Origin of the sequence: Chromohalobacter sp. 11-W (genome assembly GCF_029889905.1) — a bacterium.
Lineage (GTDB): Bacteria > Pseudomonadota > Gammaproteobacteria > Pseudomonadales > Halomonadaceae > Chromohalobacter.
In genome coordinates, this window is sequence record NZ_JARANZ010000008.1 from 171,605 (window position 1) to 192,891 (window position 21,287).

Here is a 21,287-nt window from a genome sequence, read left to right on the forward strand (position 1 = left end):
TAAATCTTGTCAAAGCTGCGCTCGGCGACCACGCTGGATAGCGTTCCGGAATGCGGCACGCCGCCGTTGACAGGCAAAGGAGAGCAACATGGAAAGCATCACCATACCAGGGACCGACCTCACGCCGTCACGCGTGGGGCTCGGCACCTGGGCCATCGGTGGTTGGAAATGGGGCGGTGCCGACGACGCCAATGCGGTGCGTACCATTCATGCCGCGCTGGATCGCGGCATTACGCTGATCGATACCGCGCCGGCCTACGGGTTTGGGCATTCCGAAGAAGTCGTCGGTCGGGCGCTGGCCGAGTATGGGCAGCGCGATAAGGTAGTGCTCGCCACCAAGACGGCGCTGGAGTGGCAAGAAGGCAGCGACGGCGTGGTGCGCAATGCCTCGGCGGCACGCATCGAGAAGGAGGTGGAAGACTCGCTGCGGCGCTTGCGCACCGAAGCGATCGATCTGTACCAGATCCATTGGCCGGACCCCCGGGTGCCGATGGAGGAAACCGCCGACGCCATGCGTCGCCTGCACCGCGATGGCAAGATTCGCGCCATCGGTGTCAGCAACTTCACCTCCGCGCAGTGCGATGCCTTTCGTCAGGTGGCGCCGTTGCACAGTGTGCAGCCCCCGCTCAATCTGTTCGAGCGCGATGCCGAGCGCGACATCATTCCCTATTCGCAGCGCGAAGGGTTGGTCTTTCTGGCCTATGGTGCGCTGTGTCGCGGCTTGCTGACGGGCAAGATGCACGCAGATTCGGCCTTCACCGGCGACGATCTGCGCCAATCCGATCCCAAGTTCCAATCGCCTCGCTTCGCGCAGTATCTCGCGGCGGTCGAGGCGTTGACGCAACTCGCTCGCGAACGCCACGACAAGCCGGTATTGGCCTTGGCGGTGCGCTGGGTGCTCGATTCCCATCCCAATGCCATTGCCCTGTGGGGGGCAAGGCGCCCAGATCAGGTAACACCGCTGGATGCGCTTGGCGACTGGTCGCTGACATCCAGCGACCTGCGCGATATCGACGCCATCCTCGACGCGCACATCACGGACCCCGTAGGCCCCGAATTCATGGCACCTCCCGCACGGCAGGGGTGATAGTCGCGCAAGCGGCCGTCTAGCGGACGGCTGTCATTTCGTCATCAATCAGGAGAGCCAACATGGAATATCGCAATCTCGGCCAATCAGGTCTGCGCATCTCGCCGCTGACGCTAGGCACCATGACTTTCGGCGGCGTCGGCAAGATGGCCAGTGTCGGCGACACCGGTTTGAGCGACGCCCAGCGCCAGATCGACATGGCCATCGAGCGTGGCGTCAACTTCTTCGACACCGCCAACATGTATTCCGAGGGCCGCTCGGAAGAGATCCTCGGCGAGGCGCTCAAAGCCAAGCGTGACGATGTACTGATCGCCAGCAAGGTGCGCTTCCCAATGGGCGAAGGCCCCAACGACGACGGCCTGTCGCGTTACCACATCCTGCGCCAGTGCGAGGCCAGCCTGAAACGGCTGCAGACCGACCACCTGGATCTCTACCTGATGCACCAGTGGGATGGCTTGACGCCCCTGGAAGAAACGCTGGAGACCATGGATCAACTGGTGCGCGCCGGCAAGATCCGCTACTACGGCGTGTCCAACTGGTCCGCCTGGCACGTCATGAAGGCGCTCAAGATCTGCGAACGGCACAACTTTATCAAGCCGATCTGCCAGCAGATCCATTACACCGCTCAGGCCCGCGATGCCGAGTTCGAGCTGATGCCGGCGGCCGTCGATCAGGGGCTGGGCACCATGGTCTGGAGTCCGCTCGCCGGGGGCCTGCTATCGGGCAAGTATCGCCGTGGCCAGCGCAACCCCGACGGCACGCGCTTCAGCCAAGGCTGGACCGAGCCGCCGATCCACGACGAGGAAAAGCTCTTCGACTTGATCGATACGCTGGTCGAAGTCGCCGACGGCCATGGCGTGTCCGCCGCTCAGGTAGCGCTGGCCTGGACGCTGACCCGCCCCGGCGTGTCCACCGCGGTGATCGGCGCGCGCAAGGATGAGCAGCTCAAGGACAACCTGGCGAGCGCCGAGCTCACGTTAAAGCCCGACGAGATCGCCGCCATCGAGAAAGTCAGCCGCCCGGAGCTGCTGTATCCGTATTGGCATCAGCATAATACGGCGGCCAACCGCTTGGGCCATGCCGACCGTGTGCTGCATGGTCAGTACCTCGACGATTGAGCACTAGCCGATAGCCCGTCGCGTGGCGGCGCGGCATGCAAAACGCCCGGCAAGCCATGCTTGCCGGGCGTTTAGGGAAACACTGCATAAATGCCTACGCGAGCGAATCGCTGCGTTGCGTGGTACTCGAACACTCGCCTAACCCCATGTTATGTCTCGTGCTCTGTGTTCCATGCGCCTTGCGCTTCATCTCGCTCGTCTATTTATTCAGCATTTCCTCAGATTATGCGGCGGGCATTAAAGGCCTGGCGAATGTCGCCAGGCCGGGCGCGTCATGCCAGCAGGGCCTTGGCCTGGTCGACGACGTTATCGACGGTGAAGCCGAAGTGCTTGAACAGATCGCCGGCGGGGGCGGATTCGCCGTAGGTGGTCATGCCGACGATGCCGCCGTCGAGGCCCACGTACTTGAACCAGGAGTCGCGATGCGCGGCTTCGATGGCCAGACGCGCGGTGACACCACGCGGCAAGACCGATTCACGATAGTCAGCGTCCTGGGCGTCGAAGGTGTCGGTGGAGGGCATGGAGACCACGCGCACGCGCTTGCCTGCGTTTTCCAGCTCACTGGCGGCATCCATCGCCAGGCCGACCTCGGAGCCGGTGGCGATGAGAAGCAGTTCCGGTGTCCCGTCACAGTCCTTGAGAACGTACCCACCACGCTCGATATTGGCTAGCTGCTGCTTGTCGCGGGCCTGATGGGGCAAGCCTTGGCGTGAAAGCACCAGCGCGGAGGGGCCGGCCTGACGCTTGAGCGCCGCGTCCCAGGCCACGGCGGTTTCCACCGCGTCGCAGGGGCGCCAGGTGGAGAGGTTGGGCGTCGAGCGTAGCGTGGTGAGCTGCTCGATCGGCTGGTGCGTCGGGCCATCTTCGCCCAACCCGATGGAATCATGTGTGAAGACGTGGATGACCTGCTGGCCCATCAGCGCTGCCATGCGCACGGCGTTGCGCATGTATTCCATGAAGATCAGGAAGGTGGCGCCATAGGGCACGAAGCCGCCATGCAGCGCGATACCGTTCATGATCGCGGCCATGCCGAACTCGCGCACGCCGTAATGCAAGTAGTTGCCGCTGGCCTCGGACTGCGTGATGGCCTTGGCGCCCTTCCAGAAGGTCAGGTTGGACGGCGCCAAATCGGCGCTGCCGCCGAGTAGCTCGGGCAGTTGCGGACCGAGTTCGTTGAGGCATGCCAGCGAGGCCTTGCGCGAGGCGAGGCTTTCGCCTTTTTCCTGGGCGTCCTCGATGAGTTTTTCGCTGGTCAACGCGGCGGGTAGTTCGCCCTTGAGGCGGCGTTCGAGCTCGCGAGCCTCTTCCGGATAGGCGGCTTGATAGCGCGCGAAACGCTCGTCCCAGTTGGCTTCGGCCTCGCGACCGCGCTGGGTGGCGTCCCAGGATTGGTAGATGTCTTCCGGCACGTGGAAGGGGGGGTGAGCCCAGCCGAGCTGCTCGCGGGCGGCGGCGACTTCGTCTTCGCCCAATGCCGCGCCATGACTTTCTTCCTTGCCCTGCTTGTTGGGCGCGCCGAAGCCGATGATCGTCTTGCAGATGATCATGCTGGGCTTGTCGTCGTTGGTGCGGGCCAGCTCGATGGCCGCCTTGACCGCCTCGGGGTCGTGACCATCGACGTTAGGCACCACATGCCAGCCGTATGCTTCGAAACGCTTGGCGGTATCGTCGGTGAACCAGCCTTCGACTTCCCCATCGATGGAAATGCCGTTGGCATCGTAGAAGGCGATCAGCTTGCCTAGCCCCTGGGTGCCCGCCAGCGAGGAAACTTCGTGCGAGATGCCTTCCATCAGGCAGCCATCGCCGACGAAGACATAGGTGTAGTGGTCGACGATTGCATGGCCGGGGCGATTGTATTGCGCGGCGAGGGTGCGCTCGGCGATGGCCATGCCCACGGCATTGGCCAGGCCCTGGCCCAGGGGCCCGGTGGTGGTCTCGATGCCCGGTGCGTAGCCGAGTTCCGGATGCCCGGCGGTCTTCGAGTGCAGTTGGCGGAAGTTCTGCAAGTCTTCCAGCGAAATGCCGTAGCCCGTCAGGTGCAAAAGCGAGTAGAGCAGCATCGAGCCGTGCCCGTTGGAAAGCACGAAGCGATCACGGTTGGCCCAGTGCGGATTGGCCGGGTTGTGCGCGAGGTAGTCATTCCACAGCACCTGCGCGATGTCGGCCATGCCCATGGGGGCGCCGGGGTGGCCGGAATTGGCCTTCTGGACGGCATCCATGGATAGGGCACGAATGGCATTGGCCATTTCGAAACGGGACGGCATTGGCTAGCTCCTCGCCTGCGGCATCGGGTAAAGCGGCGTAGGAAAGAGCCCCGACGCGTGAACGCGTGTTCGGTTTTTCTTAACTCTTTCCTACGCCGCCGATATCGAGCGCGGGGCGCCGCCTGTGCGGCCCCCGGGATTCGGTCCGGTATTGTCGCCGAGAAGTCACGTGGCATCAAATGCCGCCGAGGGCCAATCGCTAGGCAGCTAGTCATCCAGCGTGTAAACTTTGCACCCCCGAGCCGGCCTCGTCTCGCGCCGGACCTGTCATGCGTCGTGCCGAAATCGCCATCGGCTGACGGCGTAATTTCATCTCCTTAACGATGGCGGTCGTGTTTCGGCTCGCCAGCATGTGATAGAGAGAGTCGAGGACGCCATGAGCGAATACTCCCTGTTTACTTCCGAGTCCGTCTCCGAGGGGCACCCGGACAAGATCGCCGATCAGATTTCCGACGCGGTACTGGATGCCATCATCGCCCGCGACAAGCAGGCGCGCGTGGCCTGTGAAACCATGGTCAAGACCGGTGTCGCCATCGTCGCCGGCGAGATCACCACGTCCGCCTGGGTGGATCTGGAAGACTTGGTGCGTCATGTCATCAATGACATCGGTTATACCTCCTCGGAGGTGGGCTTCGACGGTAATACCTGTGGCGTGCTCAATCTGATCGGCAAGCAGAGCGTGGATATCGCCCAGGGCGTCGACCGCTCCAAGCCCGAAGACCAGGGCGCGGGCGACCAGGGACTGATGTTCGGTTACGCTACCGACGAGACCGACTCTTACATGCCGGCGCCGATTCACTATTCTCACCGTCTGGTGGAGCGCCAGGCCGAGCTGCGCAAGCACGGCTTGCTGCCTTGGCTGCGTCCGGATGCCAAAAGCCAGTTGACCTTCCGCTACGACGCGCAGGGCAAGCCGTGCAGCGTCGATGCCATCGTTTTGTCCACCCAGCATGATCCGGACATCGATCAGGAAGAACTGCGTGACATGATCAAGCGCGAGATCATCGAAGAGGTGATTCCCGCTGAATGGTTGACCGAGAACACCAAGTATCACATCAACCCGACCGGTAACTTCGTCATCGGTGGCCCGGTGGGCGACTGTGGCCTGACGGGGCGCAAGATCATCGTCGATACCTACGGCGGCATGGCGCGCCATGGTGGCGGAGCGTTCTCGGGCAAGGATCCGTCCAAGGTCGACCGCAGTGCTGCTTATGCCGGACGTTATGTGGCCAAGAACATCGTCGCCGCGGGTCTCGCCGAGCGCTGCGAGATTCAGATCTCCTACGCCATCGGCGTGGCCGAGCCGACATCCGTCTCGGTGGATACCTTCGGTACTGGCAAGATCAGCGACGCCAAGATCGTCGAGCTGGTCCGTGAGCACTTCGACCTGCGTCCGAATGCGATTACCAGCATGCTCAATCTGCTGCATCCCATGTATCAACTGACGGCGGCTTATGGACACTTCGGCCGCGAGCCGTTCGAGCATAGCTACACCTGGACCGATGCCAATGGCGAGCAGCAGACCGAGACCTTCACGGCCTTCCCCTGGGAAAAGGTCGACCGTGCCGATGCCTTGCGGCAGGCGGCGGGCCTGTGAGGGGAAGCCTGCTGGTAATATCCGACGTATGAGGCTCGATCGACAAGCGACGGTATGACGGCATAGCGGACCCGGGTTCCCGGGTCCGCTTTTTTGATCGATTGTCGGCGCGCTAAATCCGCATCATGATCGTCTCTATCGAGAGCCTCTATCGTTGAATGACGGAGACGTGAGCTCCAGCGACAATTCGCCATGGTTGGCAGCGACAGGGAAGTCTTTGCATGCTGGAAATCGCAGCAGTCTTCATCACGATCACCGCGTTGTTTGCGTGGTTCAACTACCGCTTCATCAAATTACCGGCGACGATCGGCGTGATGTGCATCTCGCTGTTGGCGTCGGTGTTGCTGATCACATTGAGTCACTTCGGTTTCGGCGGCATTACCGATTGGGCGGAAGCCTGGCTGGGCCAGATAAACTTCAACGCCTTGCTGATGGACGGCATGCTGTCTTGTCTGTTGTTTGCCGGTGCTTTGCACGTCGATTTCCACAAGCTCAAACGCTACCGTTACTCGATCGGCTTTCTCGCCACCATCGGCGTAGTGATCTCGACCGTGGCGATCGGCAGCGCAGCTTGGTGGCTCTTCGCCACTTTTCATGTCGGGGTGCCCTACCTTTATTGCCTGGTCTTCGGGGCGCTGATCTCGCCAACGGATCCGATTGCCGTGCTCGGCATCATGCGAAGCGCCGGCGCGCCCGAGGATATGGAGATCAAGATCGTCGGCGAGTCCCTGTTCAATGATGGCGTCGCGGTGGTGGTGTTCACCATGATGCTGGGGGCGGCGACTGCGACCGAAACGCTGACTTTCACACACTCCGCGGTCCTGTTTCTGGAAGAGGCCGGTGGCGGGGCGCTGCTCGGATTGGTCATGGGGTATATCGCCTACTGGATGATGAAGAGCATCGATCAGTATCAGGTCGAGGTGCTGGTCAGCCTGGCGCTGGTGCTGGGGGGTTATACGCTGGCCACGCATCTGCACGTATCGGGGCCGATTTCGATGGTCATCGCCGGCCTTTTCATCGGTAATCGTGGTCGTGAACATGCCATGTCGGATACCACCCGCCGTTATGTCGATGGCTTCTGGGAGCTGATCGACGAGATTCTCAACGCGGTATTGTTCGTGCTGATCGGGCTCGAACTGCTGCTGATTCCTTTCCAGTGGTCCTATTTGATCGTTGCGGGCCCCATGATTGTTGTCATCCTGATGATGCGCTTGCTCACCATTGGTCTCCCCATCATCGTACTGAGGCGTTGGGTGCCTTATCGGCATGGGACGACGCGAGTGCTCACTTGGGGTGGGCTGCGAGGCGGCATCTCGGTGGCGCTGGCGCTGGGGCTGCCCGAGAGCGACTATCGCAACACTATCGTGATGGTAACCTACATCATCGTTCTCTTTTCGATTCTGGCTCAGGGGCTGACGATCGGCCGCCTGGTTCAGCGTGTCTTATCTCAAGACTCCAAACAGAGTTAGACTTTAGTAGTAGTTGCCAGTTCAGGCATGGTATCCCCGCCGGGCGTTCCTTACTCTATCCTTCATTGTATTAAGTTTTGCTTCGGCCGAATGCGTCGAGGACGTTCAAATGATGGGGTGAATAATGATGTTACGCACAGGCATGTTGGTCGCGGCGCTGGGCCTTTCCGGTGCTCTGTTGGCCGGTTGCGGTGACGACGGGAGTGACGCCGAGACCGAGGAGGCGACGCAAAACGGCGAGTCGAGCTCGCAGGCGTCCGAAGAGCAGACCTCGGCTGGTGACACCAATGGTGAAGGCGGCCAGCAGACCGCGAGCGCCGAGCCGGTCAGCCTGATCTTTGGCACCGGGGGCACGGGGGGCACCTACTATCCCATCGGCGGCGCCTTGAAGGGCGTCTTCGAAGCCAGTGATCTCGTCGATGACGTTCAGGTCGTCTCCACCGGCGCGTCGGTGCAGAACATCAACAATATCACCGATGGCCTCAATCAGATCGCCATCGTGATGAGCGATGTCGCCTACGATGCCGTCAACGGTGAAAACCAGTTCGATGGTCAGCCCGCCGATATCCAGGCGCTCGCCGGCCTTTATCCCAACGTCGTGCAGATCGTGGCCACCGAGGACAGTGGCATCGAGAGCATTGCTGATCTCGAAGGCAAGCGCGTCGGCGTAGGCAAGGTCGGTTCCGGCGTCGAGCAGAGCGCAGCCAAGGTGCTCGAGTCCGCCGACTTGAGCTATGACGACCTGGCTCAGGTCAGCCATACCGGGTATGCCGATAGCGTGACCAGCATGAGCAACGGCAATCTGGATGCGGCCTTCTTTACGTCCGGCGTGCCCAACTCGAGCATCACCGGGTTGATGCAGAGCACCGACATCACCTTCGTGCCGGTGAGCGGTGACGTGGCGGACAAGCTGCTGGAAGCCTATCCGTATTACGAGACATATACGCTGCCGGCGGGCGCGCCCGAGCGTTACGATCTCGGTGAAGAAGTCGACACCGTGGCGATCCGCAACATGTTGATCGTCAGTGGCGATATGCGCGATGACGTCGCCGAAGAGCTGACCCAGCGTTTCCATGACTATCTCAATTCCGAGAACGTCTCGGTCGGCGCTCTCAAGCAGTTCGATCCTGACACCATGAATCAGAACCTGGTGGCGCCGGTGCATCCTGGGGCTCAGGAATTCTACGATTCGTTGTCCTCAGAGGACGGTGACGACGATGCCAGCGACGACGCCTCGAGCGAGGATAGCGCCGACGACGCGCAATCCTGATGCAAGGCCTAGCGGTATGATGCACTATGCCGCGTAAGCGTTGGTGGATCGGTGGCACGGTGGCGATCATGGCGATTGCCACCGTGTTGTATCCATGGCCTTGGTTGGCGGTACGCGAAGGGTCTCAATGGCGCTATGCCTTCCCGGGTTGGGAGGGGACATCGTTCACGTTGCGTTGGACGCACTCGGTCGAGAAGGAAGACTGGGAAGAGTGGTTCGAGGTGACCGAAGGTGGCGCGATCGAGATCACTGGCACCCGTTTCAAAACCTTTGGGGCAGGCGTACCGGCATCGGCAGGCAAGGAAACACACCTCGAGGATGGATGGGTGGTGATGACGGGCATCGACCGCGTCGTGGACCCTCTCGCCGTCCAGGCAGCCTCCGCTGAGCATTACCGCATGCGCTATGCCGGGCATATGTTCGCGTTATCGCATGCCTCTCCGCCGCCGATTTACACGTTTAGCGTCCGCAGGGCCCCACTCTGGCGAGTATTGCCGGCATTGGTGCGGCCCTGGTTGTCGTAATGACTCGCCTTGCGAGGATGAAGATCCCTATGTCTCAAGATAAAAGTGCACCCGCCGCCGAGGATAATGACAAGGCGGTCCAGGAGGCGCTGGAAAAGTTTGATCGTGAAAGTCTGCTGCGTGATGCCTTGCCGGATCTAGTGGTCAAGTTTGTCACTGGCCTGGCGATATTGCTGGCATTATTTCACCTGTATACCTCGTTCTCGGGGCCGCTGGTCGATGTGGCTCAGCGCAGTATCCACTTGTATACCCTGCTGGGTCTGACGTTCATTCTCTACCCGTTGACCCGCAAGGGCGCGCGCGACCGGGTGCCGTGGGGGGATGCCGTTCTGGCGGTACTGGCGTTTGGCGTCGGTGTTTATATGCTGGTGGTGTCCGATCGCGTCATTGCCTCGGCGGGGCGCATCAACGATGTCGATATGCTGGTGGGCTTTGTGGCCATTCTGCTGGTGCTCGATGCCACCAGGCGTGCGACCGGGTGGGGGTTGACGCTGCTGGCGACGATTTTCCTGGCCTACGGGTTCTACGCCAAGTTGTCGTTCTATCCGCAGTTGAACGAGTCGATCATTTTGGCCACCTGTCGCCAGATCATGTCGCATCTGGTGTTCATCACCGAGGGCTTGCTGGGTACCGCCATCGGCGTATCGGCCAGCTATATCATTCTGTTCATCTTGTTCGGTGCCTTTCTGGGCAAGTCGGGACTGGGCCAACTCTTCAATGATCTGGCGCTTGCCGTGGCAGGGCATACACGCGGCGGCCCGGCCAAGGTGGCGGTCATCGCCAGCGGCTTTCTGGGATCGATCAATGGTTCGGCGATCGCCAATGTGGTGACCACGGGGGCCTTCACCATTCCGCTGATGAAGCGCACCGGTTACAAGCCGAATTTCGCGGGTGCCGTCGAGGCCTCGGCGAGTGTCGGCGGACAGATCCTGCCTCCGATCATGGGCGCGGCTGCCTTCATCATGGCGGAAGTCCTGTCGGTGCCTTACACCCAGGTGGTCCTGGCTGGCATTATCCCCGCTTTGCTGTTCTATCTGGGGGTGTTGTTCCAGGTGCACCTACGTGCTCTGCGCAATGGCCTCGAGGGCATCCCGCGCTCCGAGTTGACGCCGCTCAAGGCCGTGATGCTCAAGCGCGGACATCTGCTGGTGCCGATGGTGGTGTTGCTGTGGCTACTGTTCGATGGCCGGGCGCCATTCTTCGCGGCCTTCTGGTCGATTGCCGCGACCGTGCTGATCTGTGGCACGCGTCGGGTCACCGTGGGTGTCAGCGCGATTCTGGCGCTGTTGATCTTCGAGCCGCAATTGCGGGCATTGTTTGCCGATTATGCGCAGCCCAACATGCCGGCGAGTCGCTGGTCACTGTTCCTGATCATTGCGGTACCGGTGGCGATCAACGCCGTGCGTGCCAAGCTCGGCTTGGTAGCGGAGAAAATGGATATCGCCGAGTGCCGCGATGCAATGCACGACGGCGTGCGCAATGCCATTCCCGTGGCGGTCGCCTGTGGTGCGGTGGGCATCATCGTGGGGATCGCCACGCTCACCGGTATCGCCCTGGACGCTGCCGACGCCGTGGTCACGCTGGGCCAGCAGATTCCGATCCCCATGATTCAGCTTCTGGTCACGCTGTTTCTGACCATGATCGCGTCCATCGTGCTGGGGATGGGGCTGCCGAGCATTCCCACCTACATCATTACCAGCACCATGGCGGCGCCGATCCTGCTCAACCTGCCGTTGTTCCGTGAATTGGCGGGCAGTAACGAGACGGCGATCTTCGTGGCGCACATGTTCGTGTTCTATTTCGGGCTGTTTGCCAACCTGACCCCGCCGGTGGCCTTGGCGGCCTATGCCGGTGCCGGCATCAGCGGTGGCTCGCCCAATGCTACGGGATTCCAGGCCATGAAATTGGCCATCGCCGGGTTCGTGGTGCCCTACATGTTCGTGTTCGCGCACAGTATGCTGATGATCGATGCGACGCTTGGCAATATTCTGTGGGTGATCGTCACCGGTGTGGTCGGCGTCTTGTTGCTGGCCGTGGCGGTGGAAGGTTATCTGCGCCGGCCGCTCAATCCGTTCTGGCGTCTGCTGGCAGCGGTGGGAGCGCTGGCATTGATCTACCCGGGATTGCTCAGCGATATCGTCGGTGCGGCCATCACGGCAGTCTTGTTCCTGCTGGCCAAGAAGACGCAACCCGCGACGGCGTGACCAGCGGGTCGACGACACATGTCGATAATGCGTATTGATAATCAAGGGCGCCTGGCTGGCGCCCTTGTTTTTTATCCTTTCGTTCTTTAAAAAGAACGGAATCGTTCTTTTTGGTAAACGCTGCATGTCATCACCGAGTCCTACCATCGTCGCCAACTTGCGCCGCCTCCGCGAGATACGGGGTTATTCATTGAGCGCGCTGGCCGAACGGGCCGCGATCAGTAAATCGACGCTCTCGCAGCTTGAAGCCGGCAAGGGCAATCCCACCATCGAAACGCTTTGGACACTCGCCAATACGCTGGGTGTGGCTTTCAGTGAGTTGATCGCCGAGGGCGAAGATGGCATGACCGTCAACGAACCCGGTGGTGGCGGTGTGCAACTGATGGTGCGCGGGCAACAGTCGCCTCGGGTGGAGGTCTATCTCATGCCCCTGGCGCCGGGGGAAATGAAGACCTCGCGGGCGCATCCGCGCGGCGTGCGGGAGCATGTCATGGTGGTCGAAGGCACGTTGCGCGTGGGGGCGCTCGATGCGCTGGCCGTTTGTCGGCCGGGCGAAGGGCACGAGTTCGCGGCGGACGTCGAACATCGCTATGAAGCCCTGCTGGACGCCACACGGCTCGTGGTCAGCATCGTCTATCCGCATGACGAGGAGGCTCGATGAATCTCGAACGGGCAACCTCGTCGCCTTGGCGCTCCGCCGGCCAAGGCCTGCGCGAAAGTCTGTCGTTGGTCGTCGGGTATGCGCCGATCGCGTTCTCGTTCGGGGTCATCGCCGTGCAGTCCGGACTGACGCTATGGCAGGCCGTGGGCATTTCGTTGCTGGTCTTCGCCGGTGCCAGCCAGTTCGTGATGGTGGCGATGATGGCCGCAGGCAGTGGCGGGCTCACGGTGTTGTCGGCGGTGCTGATGATGAATCTACGCCATGTGTTCTATGGTCCGGCGCTGGCGACACGTCTCGTGGCATTGCCGCGTCGTCTGGCGCCCTGGCTGGCGTTCGGGCTGACCGATGAAGTTTTCGCCACGGCGATGGCCAAGGGGGCGTCGCGGCCTCTCGAGCCAGCCTGGTGCCTGGGCCTGGCGTCGGGCGCCTATCTGGCCTGGGTCGGCGGTACGGCGCTGGGCGCCAGCGTGGGGGCGGGATGGGCAAACGATCGTGGCTATGTGGCACAGGCACTCGACTTCGTACTCCCCGCGCTGTTCCTGGCCTTGCTGGCGCAGGCGTGGCGTTGTGCTCGATGGCCGGTGGTGGCAGTCGCGGCCAGTGTCACGCTATTGGGGATGGTGTGGTGGCCAGGGCATGTGGCCATGCTTCTCGGCATGCTGGCGGGGGCCACGGTGGGTAGCCGCCGACCTCGTGCCGGATGCTCTCAGGAGGCAATGACATGACATGGTGGGGTATCGTGGTCGCGGCGGGAGTGGGTACGTTTCTGATACGTTATCTGCCGCTGCTTTCCGGGACGCGCCTGGCGCGTGGTGAGGGCTGGCTGAGCCGCTTCCTCGGGGCATTGGGGCTTGCCGCCATTGCGGCGTTGATCGCCCTCTCGATGAGCGATCTATGGTGGCAGGCGCCGCACTGGCGCGGCGGGGTACGCTTGGCGCTGGGCGCGGCGGCGGTGTTGCTGGTGCAGCGTTTGACGCCTAACGTGGGCTTGGCCACGTTGGTTGGCGCCGGTGTCTATGGTGCGGCCGGCTGGGCCCTGGCCGATTGAGATGAGCCGCTGCCATGTCGAATGAATGTTTGCTGCCCACCGCCGAAACACGCTGCTACCCGGACCGGGTGCTGACCGATCGCCATGGCTTTAACCAGTGGCTGATCGGGCTCGAGGGCGTTGTCGAGCTGGAAGCGGGAGGACGCGGCGCGCACGTGGATGCGGGGCGGCTTGTCACTATCGCCAGCGGCAGCGAGCATCACTATCTAGCGCCGTGCCACAATCGCACGCTGGTGCTCGATCTACCCGTCGCCTGGTGCGAGGCGGCGGGGCTTGGCGATGTCACGTCGCGTCGTTTGCCCTCGACCGTGCGTGCGGATGTCTCTGCGCTCGTCGACGCGCGTCCCGATGTCCTGGCGAGGCGGCTCCATGCGCTGCTCGACGTGGGGCGCACGACGCATACCGAGCCGCGCTTGCGCTTGTTGCATTTGCTGCCGGAGGTCGAGGCGGATCTGGCGGCACCTTGGCGTGTGCGTGACTGGGCGGCGCGCTGCCACATGGCGGAGGCGGCATTCGCGCGGCGTTTTCGTGTCCTTACCGGTGCCTCGCCCCACGCCTGGTTGATTGAGCGTCGGCTTCAACGCGCCTGCACGCTGATGCAGGATACCCGCCGCCCCCTCACCGAGATCGCCCAGGCATGCGGGTTTCACGACAGCGCGCATTTTTCGCGTGCCTTCCGCGCCCGTCATGCGCTGTCACCACGCGCGTGGCGGCAACGTTGCCACGCGCCAGATTAACGAGAGCCGGTACGCTAACCGAGTCCTGCGATTCGCCAAAGGATGTCGAGATAGGGTGGAATGATCAGCGGCGCCGCCATGGTCGTCACGAGAACGGCGATGGCGCCTTTGGCAGGGCGGATGTTCAGCTCCATGGCGATGACCACGACATTGGCCGCCATGGGCACCACGCCCAGCAAAAGAAGTGCGCCGGCCAGCGTCGCCGAAATGCCCATTGCCGCTTGCAGGCCGAGCACCAGGCCCAGCATCACCAAGGGCCACATCACGTAGCGTGCGGCGATGCAGACGCCCAGAAAGCGGGCGTCGAACGCACGCAGCGAGACGCCGCCCAGCGTCATGCCGATGATCATCATGCCGAGCACGGTATAGCTGGCGCGGAAATAGTCGAGCCCTTCGATCACGGCGCCGGGCACCGGCCAAGGCAAACGAGAGGCGACCAGTGCTGCCAGAAAGGCATAGAGCAACGGCAGGCGGACGATCTTGCCGAGGCTCTCGCGGACCGAGAATTGCCCCCGGGCGCTGATGTAAAAGCCCACGCTGAATTCGAAGAGCGTGACGCCCAGCAAACAGAACAGATAAGCGGCGACGCCCTCCGGTGGGAGCAACGCCATGGCCAGGGGCAGCCCGAAGTAGCCGGTGTTGCCGGTGCCGGCGGAAAACGCCAGCAGCGCTGCTTCCTGTGGGGCGAAATAACGCCTCACGACGGCGTGAGTCGTCAGGCAGAGTATGCTTGCCAGCGCGAACATGCCCGCCGTCAGGCCCAGCAAGGCAGGCGAGGGCTCGCCCAGATAGAGCCCGCGAAAGAACGTCAGCGGCGCGATGAGATAGATCAATAGCGTGGCGATGGGGCGCGGGTCGACGGCGAGGCGTCGCGCACAGAGCCAGCCCAGTGCCACGAAGATCAGCAGCATCCACAGCGGTTGAGAAAGGTCGACTTGGGACATGCACGCTTCCTGATGATGAGCGCTCATGATGCCCCTGATGCGCTTGCAATGCACCCACTGCGACAGCTCGCTGAGTCAGGATTCGACAAGTTTGTGGCGTGTCGGCGTGACAGCCTGAGCGCTCGTGTTCATGTCACATGGGAGTTCATCATGTCGCTCGAGTCGTCCGCGTCTCGCCGAGCCACGCTGATCGGCGCCACTACCGTGCTTAACTGGGCCTTGCTGGCGGCATTGACGCAATTGGCTGGTCCCGTGCCTCCTTTTTTGCTCACCGCGCTGGCGTTCGGTCTGGCCTTCGTTTGCTTCATGGTCTGGTTGCGGCTACGCGGCGAATCGCTGCGGGCGCCGTTGCGTCAGCCGCCGCGTGTCTGGGCGTTGGGTGTCGGCGGACTATTCGGCTACCACGCTCTGTACTTCGTCGCCCAGCAGAATGCACCGCCGGCCAATGCCGGGTTGATCAGCTATTTGTGGCCGCTTTTGATCGTGTTGTTCGTGGCGCTGCTGCCCGGCGAGCGACTGCGCGCGCGCCACGTCGTGGGAGCGCTGTTGGGCTTCGTGGGGGCCGCCTTGCTGGTGGGAGGCGATGTCAGCGCCTCGGGTAGCACAGTAGGGTATGTTGCGGCGTTCGCTTGCGCCTTCCTATGGAGCGGCTACTCGGTGCTCTCACGCGCCAACCGCGCCGTTCCCACGGCCGCGGTGGGGGGCTTTTGCCTGGCGACGGCCGTGCTGGCGGCGTTGTGTCACTGGCTTTTCGAGCCCTCGCGCTGGCCCCAAGGCATCGGTTGGCTGGGTGTGGTCGGTCTGGGCCTCGGCCCGGTGGGAAGCGCATTCTTCACCTGGGACGTGGGCGTCAAGCATGGCGATCTGCGCTTGCTAGGGCTGTTGGCTTACTTTACGCCATTGCTCTCGACGCTGGTGCTGATCGCCACCGGCTACGCCACCGCGACTCTGTGGCTGGTGCTGGCCGCGGCCCTTATCACGCTGGGCATGCTCATCGGCAGTGGCTGGTTACGCGCGCCGCGACATGGCAAAGGGGCGGCGGATTGACCCTGAAGTCCACTCCAGACATTACACTGGAGGAAAGCCATCGAGAGGCACGACGGTATGGGACATTCGTCTTCCGACCACGATCATGCGGCGCATGATCATCACCACGACCACGACCACGACCACGACCACGCGCCCACGGTCACCGCCGACAGCGCCAAGCGCGTCAAGTTCGCCATGTACCTGACCGCCGGTTTCATGCTGGCGGAAGCGATAGGCGGCTGGATGTCGGGGTCGCTGGCGCTGCTGGCCGATGCCGGGCACATGTTCAGCGACAGCTTTGCGCTGGGGCTGGCATTGTTCGCCTTCTACATGGGCGACAAAGCACCGGACAAGCGGCGTACCTTCGGTTACCAGCGCTTCCAGGTGTTGGCGGCCTTCATCAATGGGCTGATGCTGTTGGGTATCGCGGTATGGATATTCATCGCTGCCATCGAGCGTTTCACGCAGCCGATAGAGGTGCTGGCCGGGCCGATGATGGCCATCGCGATACTCGGTTTGCTGGTGAATCTCGTGGTGTTCAAGATCCTGCATGGCGGCGATCAGGAGAACCTCAACCTGCGTGGGGCGCTGTTGCACGTAATGGGCGACCTGCTGGGGTCGGTAGCGGCGATTGCGGCGTCGCTGGTGATCATGCTGACCGGGTGGACGCCCATTGACCCCTTGCTATCCGTGCTGGCGGCGGCCCTGATCCTGCGCGCCGCCTGGAAAATCCTGCGCCGCTCGACCCATACCCTGCTCGAAGGCACCCCGGAAGGCGTCGATGTCGACAAGATTCGAACGGCGCTGGAAGACATCGAGGGTGTGGTGAGTGTGCATGACTTGCATGTCTGGGGACTGACGCCGCAGGACCCGCTGCTGAGCCTGCATCTGGTGGTACGTGATGACATGTCGCACCAGGTGATGCTCAAGGCCGCCTATGCGCGCCTGCACGAACGCTTCGGGATCAGCCACGCCACTCTGCAAGTCGAAGGTGAGGCTTGCCTGACGGGCGGCGATTGCCAGGTGACATCCACCACGCATCCTTGAGGCGTTCGTCACATGACGCTGAGCGTCATGACCCGGATTAATGCCAAGCCGCGAAACTTTCATTGGTCAGCGCGGACGGGGATCGGCAGAATGCGCGGCATCGAATACGAACGTGACCCGATGTCGGTCGCGCCATGTCATGAAGAGGGTTGCATCGATGAGTACTCGCGAACATCCGCTGGGCATCAGCTTCGAATTCTTTCCGCCCAATACCGACGCCGGGCGGGAAAAGCTGAAAGGCGTGCGTGACACGCTCGCCGAGCGGCGTCCGCGTTTCTTCTCGGTCACCTACGGTGCCGGGGGATCGACTCAGGCGCGGACCTTCGAGACCGTTAAGTCGGTGCGCCAGTGTGGCATCGAAACGGCGCCGCACCTGTCCTGCATCGGCAGCGACAAAGGCGAATTGCGCGAGCGTCTGGAGAGTTTTCGTGAAGCGGGGATCACCAATTTGGTCGCGCTGCGCGGTGACCTGCCCTCGGGCATGGGCGGCATGGGCGAGCTGCGTTACGCCAACGAGCTGGTCGAGTTCATCCGCAACGAAACCGGCGATCATTTCCAGATCGCGGTGGCGGCGTATCCTGAAGTGCATCCTCAGGCGCCCAGTTACGAGCATGATCTGCAGAATTTCGTGCGCAAGATGCAGGCCGGTGCCGATCTCGCCATCACGCAGTACTTCTTCAGTGCCGACGCCTACTTTCATTTCCTCGAGCGGGCCCGCGCGCTGGGGGTCGAGGCGCCGATCGTGCCGGGCATCATGCCGATCAGCAATTACACCAAGTTGGCGCGTTTCTCGGATGCCTGCGGGGCGGACATTCCGCGCTGGATCCGCAAGCAACTCGAGGCCTACGGCGACGATAGCGAGAGCATCCAGGCCTTCGGCGCGGAGGTGGTGTCGAATCTTTGCCAGCGTCTACTCGACGGCGGCGCCCCGGGGCTGCATTTCTATACGCTCAACCAGGCGACGCCGGCGCTGCGAGTGCTCGACAACCTACGCTGCGATAGCTGATGCATGGCGTTTGGCGTGCTCTTCATCTAGCCTGAGAGGGGTAGACGTCTCACCCATGGATAGGAGAAAGGCATGCTACGTACCCCCCGTATCGCGCTCGGTATCGGCAGTGCCCTGTTGATGCTGGGAAGCGCCCAAGCAGCGCAACATGATATCGAAATGCATCAGGTCGATGCCCAGGGCACCGGCGACAGCGTAGGCACCGTGACCCTCGAGGACATCGATTACGGCCTGCTGCTGACACCGGACCTCTCGGATCTCGAACCGGGTATGCACGGCTTTCACGTGCATATGAACCCGAGTTGCCAGCCGTCGGAAAAAGACGGTGAAACGGTGCCGGGCGGTGCTGCTGGCGGTCATTACGACCCCGAAGACACGGGCACGCACCAAGGGCCCTACGCGGACGGACATCTCGGCGATTTACCGGTGTTGATGGTCGATAAGGACGGCAACGCCACGACGCCGGTGTTGGCACCGCGTCTTGAAGCCTCCGATCTGGATGGCCGCGCCTTGATGATTCATGCCGATGGCGACAACTACTCCGACGAGCCCAAGCTGGGCGGCGGCGGCAAGCGCGTCGCGTGCGGCACCTTGTCCGATTGATCGCGCTTTAGGCGATGGCAGGTAACGAAAAGGCTCCCCAGCGGGAGCCTTTTTTAGGTTCATCGCACTTTGCCGGGAAACGCGACACGACCATCGCGAACAAGTTCGCTCCCACCCCCAGCCGGTTAGCTTGTCCTTGTGGGAGGGAATTTATTCCCGATAGCGGTGAGCGAAGCATCTTTTTTATGCGTCTTGCTTGATACCGTGGCGGTGCGGCGTGGTCCGGGATCAGTGCGTCTTGCCGTCACTCGGATCGATCAAGCGCACGGTTTGGATGTCATCGGACGTGTCATCTTCGCGTGGCTGATTGACGCGCGTGGCGAGGTCTTCGGCGAAGCCATTCTCATCGATGGCTAGCTGCTCGAGGTAATCGCAGGACACGCATTCGCGGTAGCGGATGCCGTTCTGCTCCCAGGCACGGATGCGATCCATGGCCGCGCAGCGCGGGCAAATGGCGCCGGCGATGAAACGCTTGGGGTTGGTCGTCATCTTGGCGTCCTCTCACGATGACAACCGGGCATGTTGCCCGGTTGGAAAATATTGCAAAAGCGGAAGTGCATAAGACGCTATCAGGCCGCGTCGGCATTCTCGATGCCGGTGTGGCGCAGTAGCGGTTCGATGCTGGGCTCGCGGCCGCGAAAAGCGCTGAATAGTGCGGCGGCGTCACGTGAACCACCGCGCTCGAGGATTTCCTGACGGAAGCGCTTGCCCGTCTCGGTGTCGAAGATGCCGGCGTCTTCGAAGGCGCTGTAGGCATCCGCCGAGAGCACTTCGGCCCACTTGTAGCTGTAATAGCCCGCCGCGTAACCACCGGCGAAGATATGTCCGAAGCCGTTCTGGAAGCGGTTGAAGTCGACGCGCGGCGTGACGGAAGTCTTGTCGCGTACGTCGTCGAGCAGGGCCTGGACTTCGCCGGCATCGGGTGCTTCGAGTTCATGGTGCAGGCGGAAGTCGAACAGTGACAACTCGAGTTGGCGCATCATGCCCATGGCCGACTGGAAGTTGCGCGCGGCTTGCAGCTTGTCGAGCAGGACATCGGGCAGCTTCTCGCCGGTATCGACATGCGCGGCAATCATGTCCAGCCCCTCGCGCTCCCAGCAGAAGTTTTCCATGAACTGGCTGGGTAGCTCGACCGCGTCCCAGGCGACGCCGTTGATGCCGGATACATCGGCGACGGTCTGTTGCGTCAGCATGTGATGCAGGCCGTGGCCGAACTCGTGGAACAGCGTGAGCACTTCGTCATGAGTGAGTAGCGCCGGCTTGCCACCCACGGGGCGCGTGAAGTTGCAGGTCAGGTAAGCGACTGGCAATTGCAGGCTGCCGTCCTCGCGGGTGCGGCGCACACGGCATTCGTCCATCCAGGCACCGCCACGCTTGCCTTCGCGGGCGTAAAGGTCGAGGTAGAAACCGGCGATCGGCGTGGTGCCGTCGAGAATCTCGAAATAGCGCACGTCCGAGTGGTAGCGCGGCACATCGTCGCGCTCGGCGAAGTCGATGCCGTAGAGCGTGCCGGTCACCTGGAATAGGCCCTCGATCACCTTGGGTGCGGGGAAGTAGGGACGCAGCTGTTCTTGCGAGATGGCATAGCGTGCCTCGCGGAGCTTTTCGCTGGCATAGCCGATATCCCAAGGCTTCAGTGTCTCGAGACCCAGCGACTCGCGGGCGAAGGCTTCCAGCTCATTGAACTCGCGCTGGGCCTGGGGATGGGCGCGATCGGCCAGGTCGCCGAGAAAGCCGAGTACCTGATCGGGCGAGTCGGCCATCTTGGTGGCCAGCGAATACTCGGCATAGGTGCTGAAACCGAGCAGTTCGGCCAGTTCACGGCGCAGGCGCAGCGTTTCCTCGATGATCGGAGCGTTGTCGAAGCGGCCGGCTTGTGGGCCCTTGTCCGAGGCGCGGGTCACGAAGGCGGTATAGACTTCTTCGCGTAGCGCGCGGCCGTCGGCGAAGGAAAGCACCGGGTAAAAGCTCGGGAAGTCGAGCGTGATGCGATACCCCTCGACGTCCTTGGCTTCGGCGTTAGCCTTGAGCGTGGCCAGTGCGCTTTCCGGCAGGCCGGCCAGGCGCGCGTCGTCGGGCAAGTCCTTGTGCCATGCCTGGGTGGCATCGAGCACATGGTTGGAGAAGGTGTTGGCCAGTTCCGACAGACGTGCCTGAATCTCGCCGTAGCGGCGCTTCTTGTCCTCGGCGAGATCGACCCCGGCGAGGCGGAAATCGCGCAAGGTATTGTCGATGGAGCGCTGCTGGCCTTCCTCGAGGTGGGCGTATTCGTCGCTGTCCTTCAGGCGAGCGAAGGCGTCGAAGAGGCCCTGATGCTGGCCCAGCCAGGTGCTGTAGTCGGAGAGCATGGTGAGACACGCTTGATAGGCTTCGCGTAGCGCGTCGTTGTTCATGGTGGAATTGAGGTGTGACACTGGCGACCAAGCCTGCGAGAGGCGATCGTTGAGGGCCTCGAGTGGCGCTGCGAGGCTCTCCCAGCTGACCTGCGACTGATTGGCGAGGGCCTCGATGTCACGGCGATTCTCCGTCAGAAGCTGCTCGATGGCCGGCACCACATGCTCGGGCTGGATGTCATCGAACGGCGGCAGGACATGCGATTCGAGCAAGGGATTGCGTGACATGGGCACCTCGATATGAACGTGTGAATGAAGCATAGGTGGGGGTGGGCCCGGCTGCTTT

19 protein-coding genes are annotated in these 21,287 nt (G+C 62.3%); 15 read left to right on the plus strand and 4 right to left on the minus strand.

Annotated elements, in window-relative coordinates; genetic code table 11:
• Window positions 1-88: 88 nt before the first annotated feature.
• Window positions 89-1,087, plus strand: coding sequence for an aldo/keto reductase (locus OP494_RS12890; protein ID WP_280541278.1), 999 nt, complete (start codon window positions 89-91; stop codon window positions 1,085-1,087).
• A 62-nt stretch (window positions 1,088-1,149) separates the two neighbouring features.
• A complete protein-coding gene (locus OP494_RS12895) occupies window positions 1,150-2,205 on the plus strand; it encodes an aldo/keto reductase (protein ID WP_280541280.1) in 1,056 nt (351 codons plus the stop codon).
• A 272-nt stretch (window positions 2,206-2,477) separates the two neighbouring features.
• Here the strand turns inward: OP494_RS12895 and tkt are convergent, their stop codons facing one another.
• Window positions 2,478-4,469 (minus strand): transketolase, encoded by a 1,992-nt coding sequence (gene tkt / locus OP494_RS12900; RefSeq protein ID WP_280541282.1) that lies wholly within the window; start codon window positions 4,467-4,469, stop codon window positions 2,478-2,480.
• 376 nt (window positions 4,470-4,845) lie between these two features.
• Between tkt and metK the strand changes: the two genes are divergently transcribed.
• The 9 genes from metK (at window position 4,846) to OP494_RS12945 (ending at window position 13,979) form a co-directional block, all read left to right on the plus strand.
• Window positions 4,846-6,066, plus strand: a complete 1,221-nt coding sequence (gene metK / locus OP494_RS12905) for a methionine adenosyltransferase (RefSeq protein ID WP_280541284.1) — start codon at window positions 4,846-4,848, stop codon at window positions 6,064-6,066.
• 221 nt (window positions 6,067-6,287) lie between these two features.
• Window positions 6,288-7,535, plus strand: coding sequence for a sodium:proton antiporter (locus OP494_RS12910; RefSeq protein ID WP_280541286.1), 1,248 nt, complete (start codon window positions 6,288-6,290; stop codon window positions 7,533-7,535).
• A 124-nt stretch (window positions 7,536-7,659) separates the two neighbouring features.
• On the plus strand, window positions 7,660-8,805 hold the full coding sequence (locus tag OP494_RS12915) for a TAXI family TRAP transporter solute-binding subunit (RefSeq protein ID WP_280541288.1): 1,146 nt from the start codon (window positions 7,660-7,662) through the stop codon (window positions 8,803-8,805).
• 26 nt (window positions 8,806-8,831) lie between these two features.
• Window positions 8,832-9,329 carry a DUF1850 domain-containing protein gene (locus tag OP494_RS12920; RefSeq protein ID WP_280541290.1) on the plus strand — a complete coding sequence of 166 codons (498 nt, stop codon included), beginning with the start codon at window positions 8,832-8,834 and terminating at the stop codon, window positions 9,327-9,329.
• 29 nt (window positions 9,330-9,358) lie between these two features.
• Complete coding sequence (locus OP494_RS12925) at window positions 9,359-11,533, plus strand: TRAP transporter permease (RefSeq protein ID WP_280541293.1); 2,175 nt, start codon at window positions 9,359-9,361, stop codon at window positions 11,531-11,533.
• Between the two features lie 124 nt (window positions 11,534-11,657).
• Window positions 11,658-12,194, plus strand: coding sequence for an XRE family transcriptional regulator (locus OP494_RS12930; protein ID WP_280541295.1), 537 nt, complete (start codon window positions 11,658-11,660; stop codon window positions 12,192-12,194).
• Complete coding sequence (locus OP494_RS12935; protein WP_280541297.1) at window positions 12,191-12,919, plus strand: AzlC family ABC transporter permease; 729 nt, start codon at window positions 12,191-12,193, stop codon at window positions 12,917-12,919. The genes OP494_RS12930 and OP494_RS12935 overlap by 4 nt, the downstream gene beginning before the upstream one ends.
• Entirely contained in the window at window positions 12,916-13,242 is a 327-nt protein-coding gene (locus OP494_RS12940) for an AzlD domain-containing protein (RefSeq protein ID WP_280541300.1), read from the plus strand. Before OP494_RS12935 ends, OP494_RS12940 begins: the two co-directional genes overlap by 4 nt.
• A gap of 14 nt (window positions 13,243-13,256) precedes the next feature.
• The gene (locus OP494_RS12945; protein WP_280541302.1) at window positions 13,257-13,979 is read left to right on the plus strand and encodes an AraC family transcriptional regulator; all 723 of its coding nucleotides are present in this window, start codon (window positions 13,257-13,259) and stop codon (window positions 13,977-13,979) included.
• A gap of 14 nt (window positions 13,980-13,993) precedes the next feature.
• Here the strand turns inward: OP494_RS12945 and OP494_RS12950 are convergent, their stop codons facing one another.
• A complete protein-coding gene (locus OP494_RS12950; protein WP_280541304.1) occupies window positions 13,994-14,923 on the minus strand; it encodes an AEC family transporter in 930 nt (309 codons plus the stop codon).
• A 150-nt stretch (window positions 14,924-15,073) separates the two neighbouring features.
• On the opposite strand from OP494_RS12950, the gene OP494_RS12955 reads away from it, so the two are divergent.
• From OP494_RS12955 to sodC, 4 genes are all read left to right on the plus strand, one after another.
• Window positions 15,074-15,970 (plus strand): EamA family transporter, encoded by an 897-nt coding sequence (locus OP494_RS12955; protein WP_280541306.1) that lies wholly within the window; start codon window positions 15,074-15,076, stop codon window positions 15,968-15,970.
• A gap of 57 nt (window positions 15,971-16,027) precedes the next feature.
• Window positions 16,028-16,999 (plus strand): cation diffusion facilitator family transporter, encoded by a 972-nt coding sequence (locus OP494_RS12960; RefSeq protein WP_280541308.1) that lies wholly within the window; start codon window positions 16,028-16,030, stop codon window positions 16,997-16,999.
• Window positions 17,000-17,156: 157 nt separating this feature from the next.
• Entirely contained in the window at window positions 17,157-18,005 is an 849-nt protein-coding gene (gene metF, locus OP494_RS12965) for a methylenetetrahydrofolate reductase [NAD(P)H] (protein ID WP_280541310.1), read from the plus strand.
• A 72-nt stretch (window positions 18,006-18,077) separates the two neighbouring features.
• Window positions 18,078-18,608, plus strand: a complete 531-nt coding sequence (gene sodC / locus OP494_RS12970) for a superoxide dismutase [Cu-Zn] SodC (RefSeq protein ID WP_280541312.1) — start codon at window positions 18,078-18,080, stop codon at window positions 18,606-18,608.
• A 228-nt stretch (window positions 18,609-18,836) separates the two neighbouring features.
• Here sodC and OP494_RS12975 read toward each other — a convergent pair whose 3' ends face one another.
• Window positions 18,837-19,097, minus strand: a complete 261-nt coding sequence (locus tag OP494_RS12975; RefSeq protein ID WP_178998266.1) for a YheV family putative zinc ribbon protein — start codon at window positions 19,095-19,097, stop codon at window positions 18,837-18,839.
• Between the two features lie 80 nt (window positions 19,098-19,177).
• Window positions 19,178-21,229, minus strand: coding sequence for an oligopeptidase A (gene prlC / locus OP494_RS12980; RefSeq protein WP_280541315.1), 2,052 nt, complete (start codon window positions 21,227-21,229; stop codon window positions 19,178-19,180).
• Window positions 21,230-21,287: the final 58 nt, after the last annotated feature.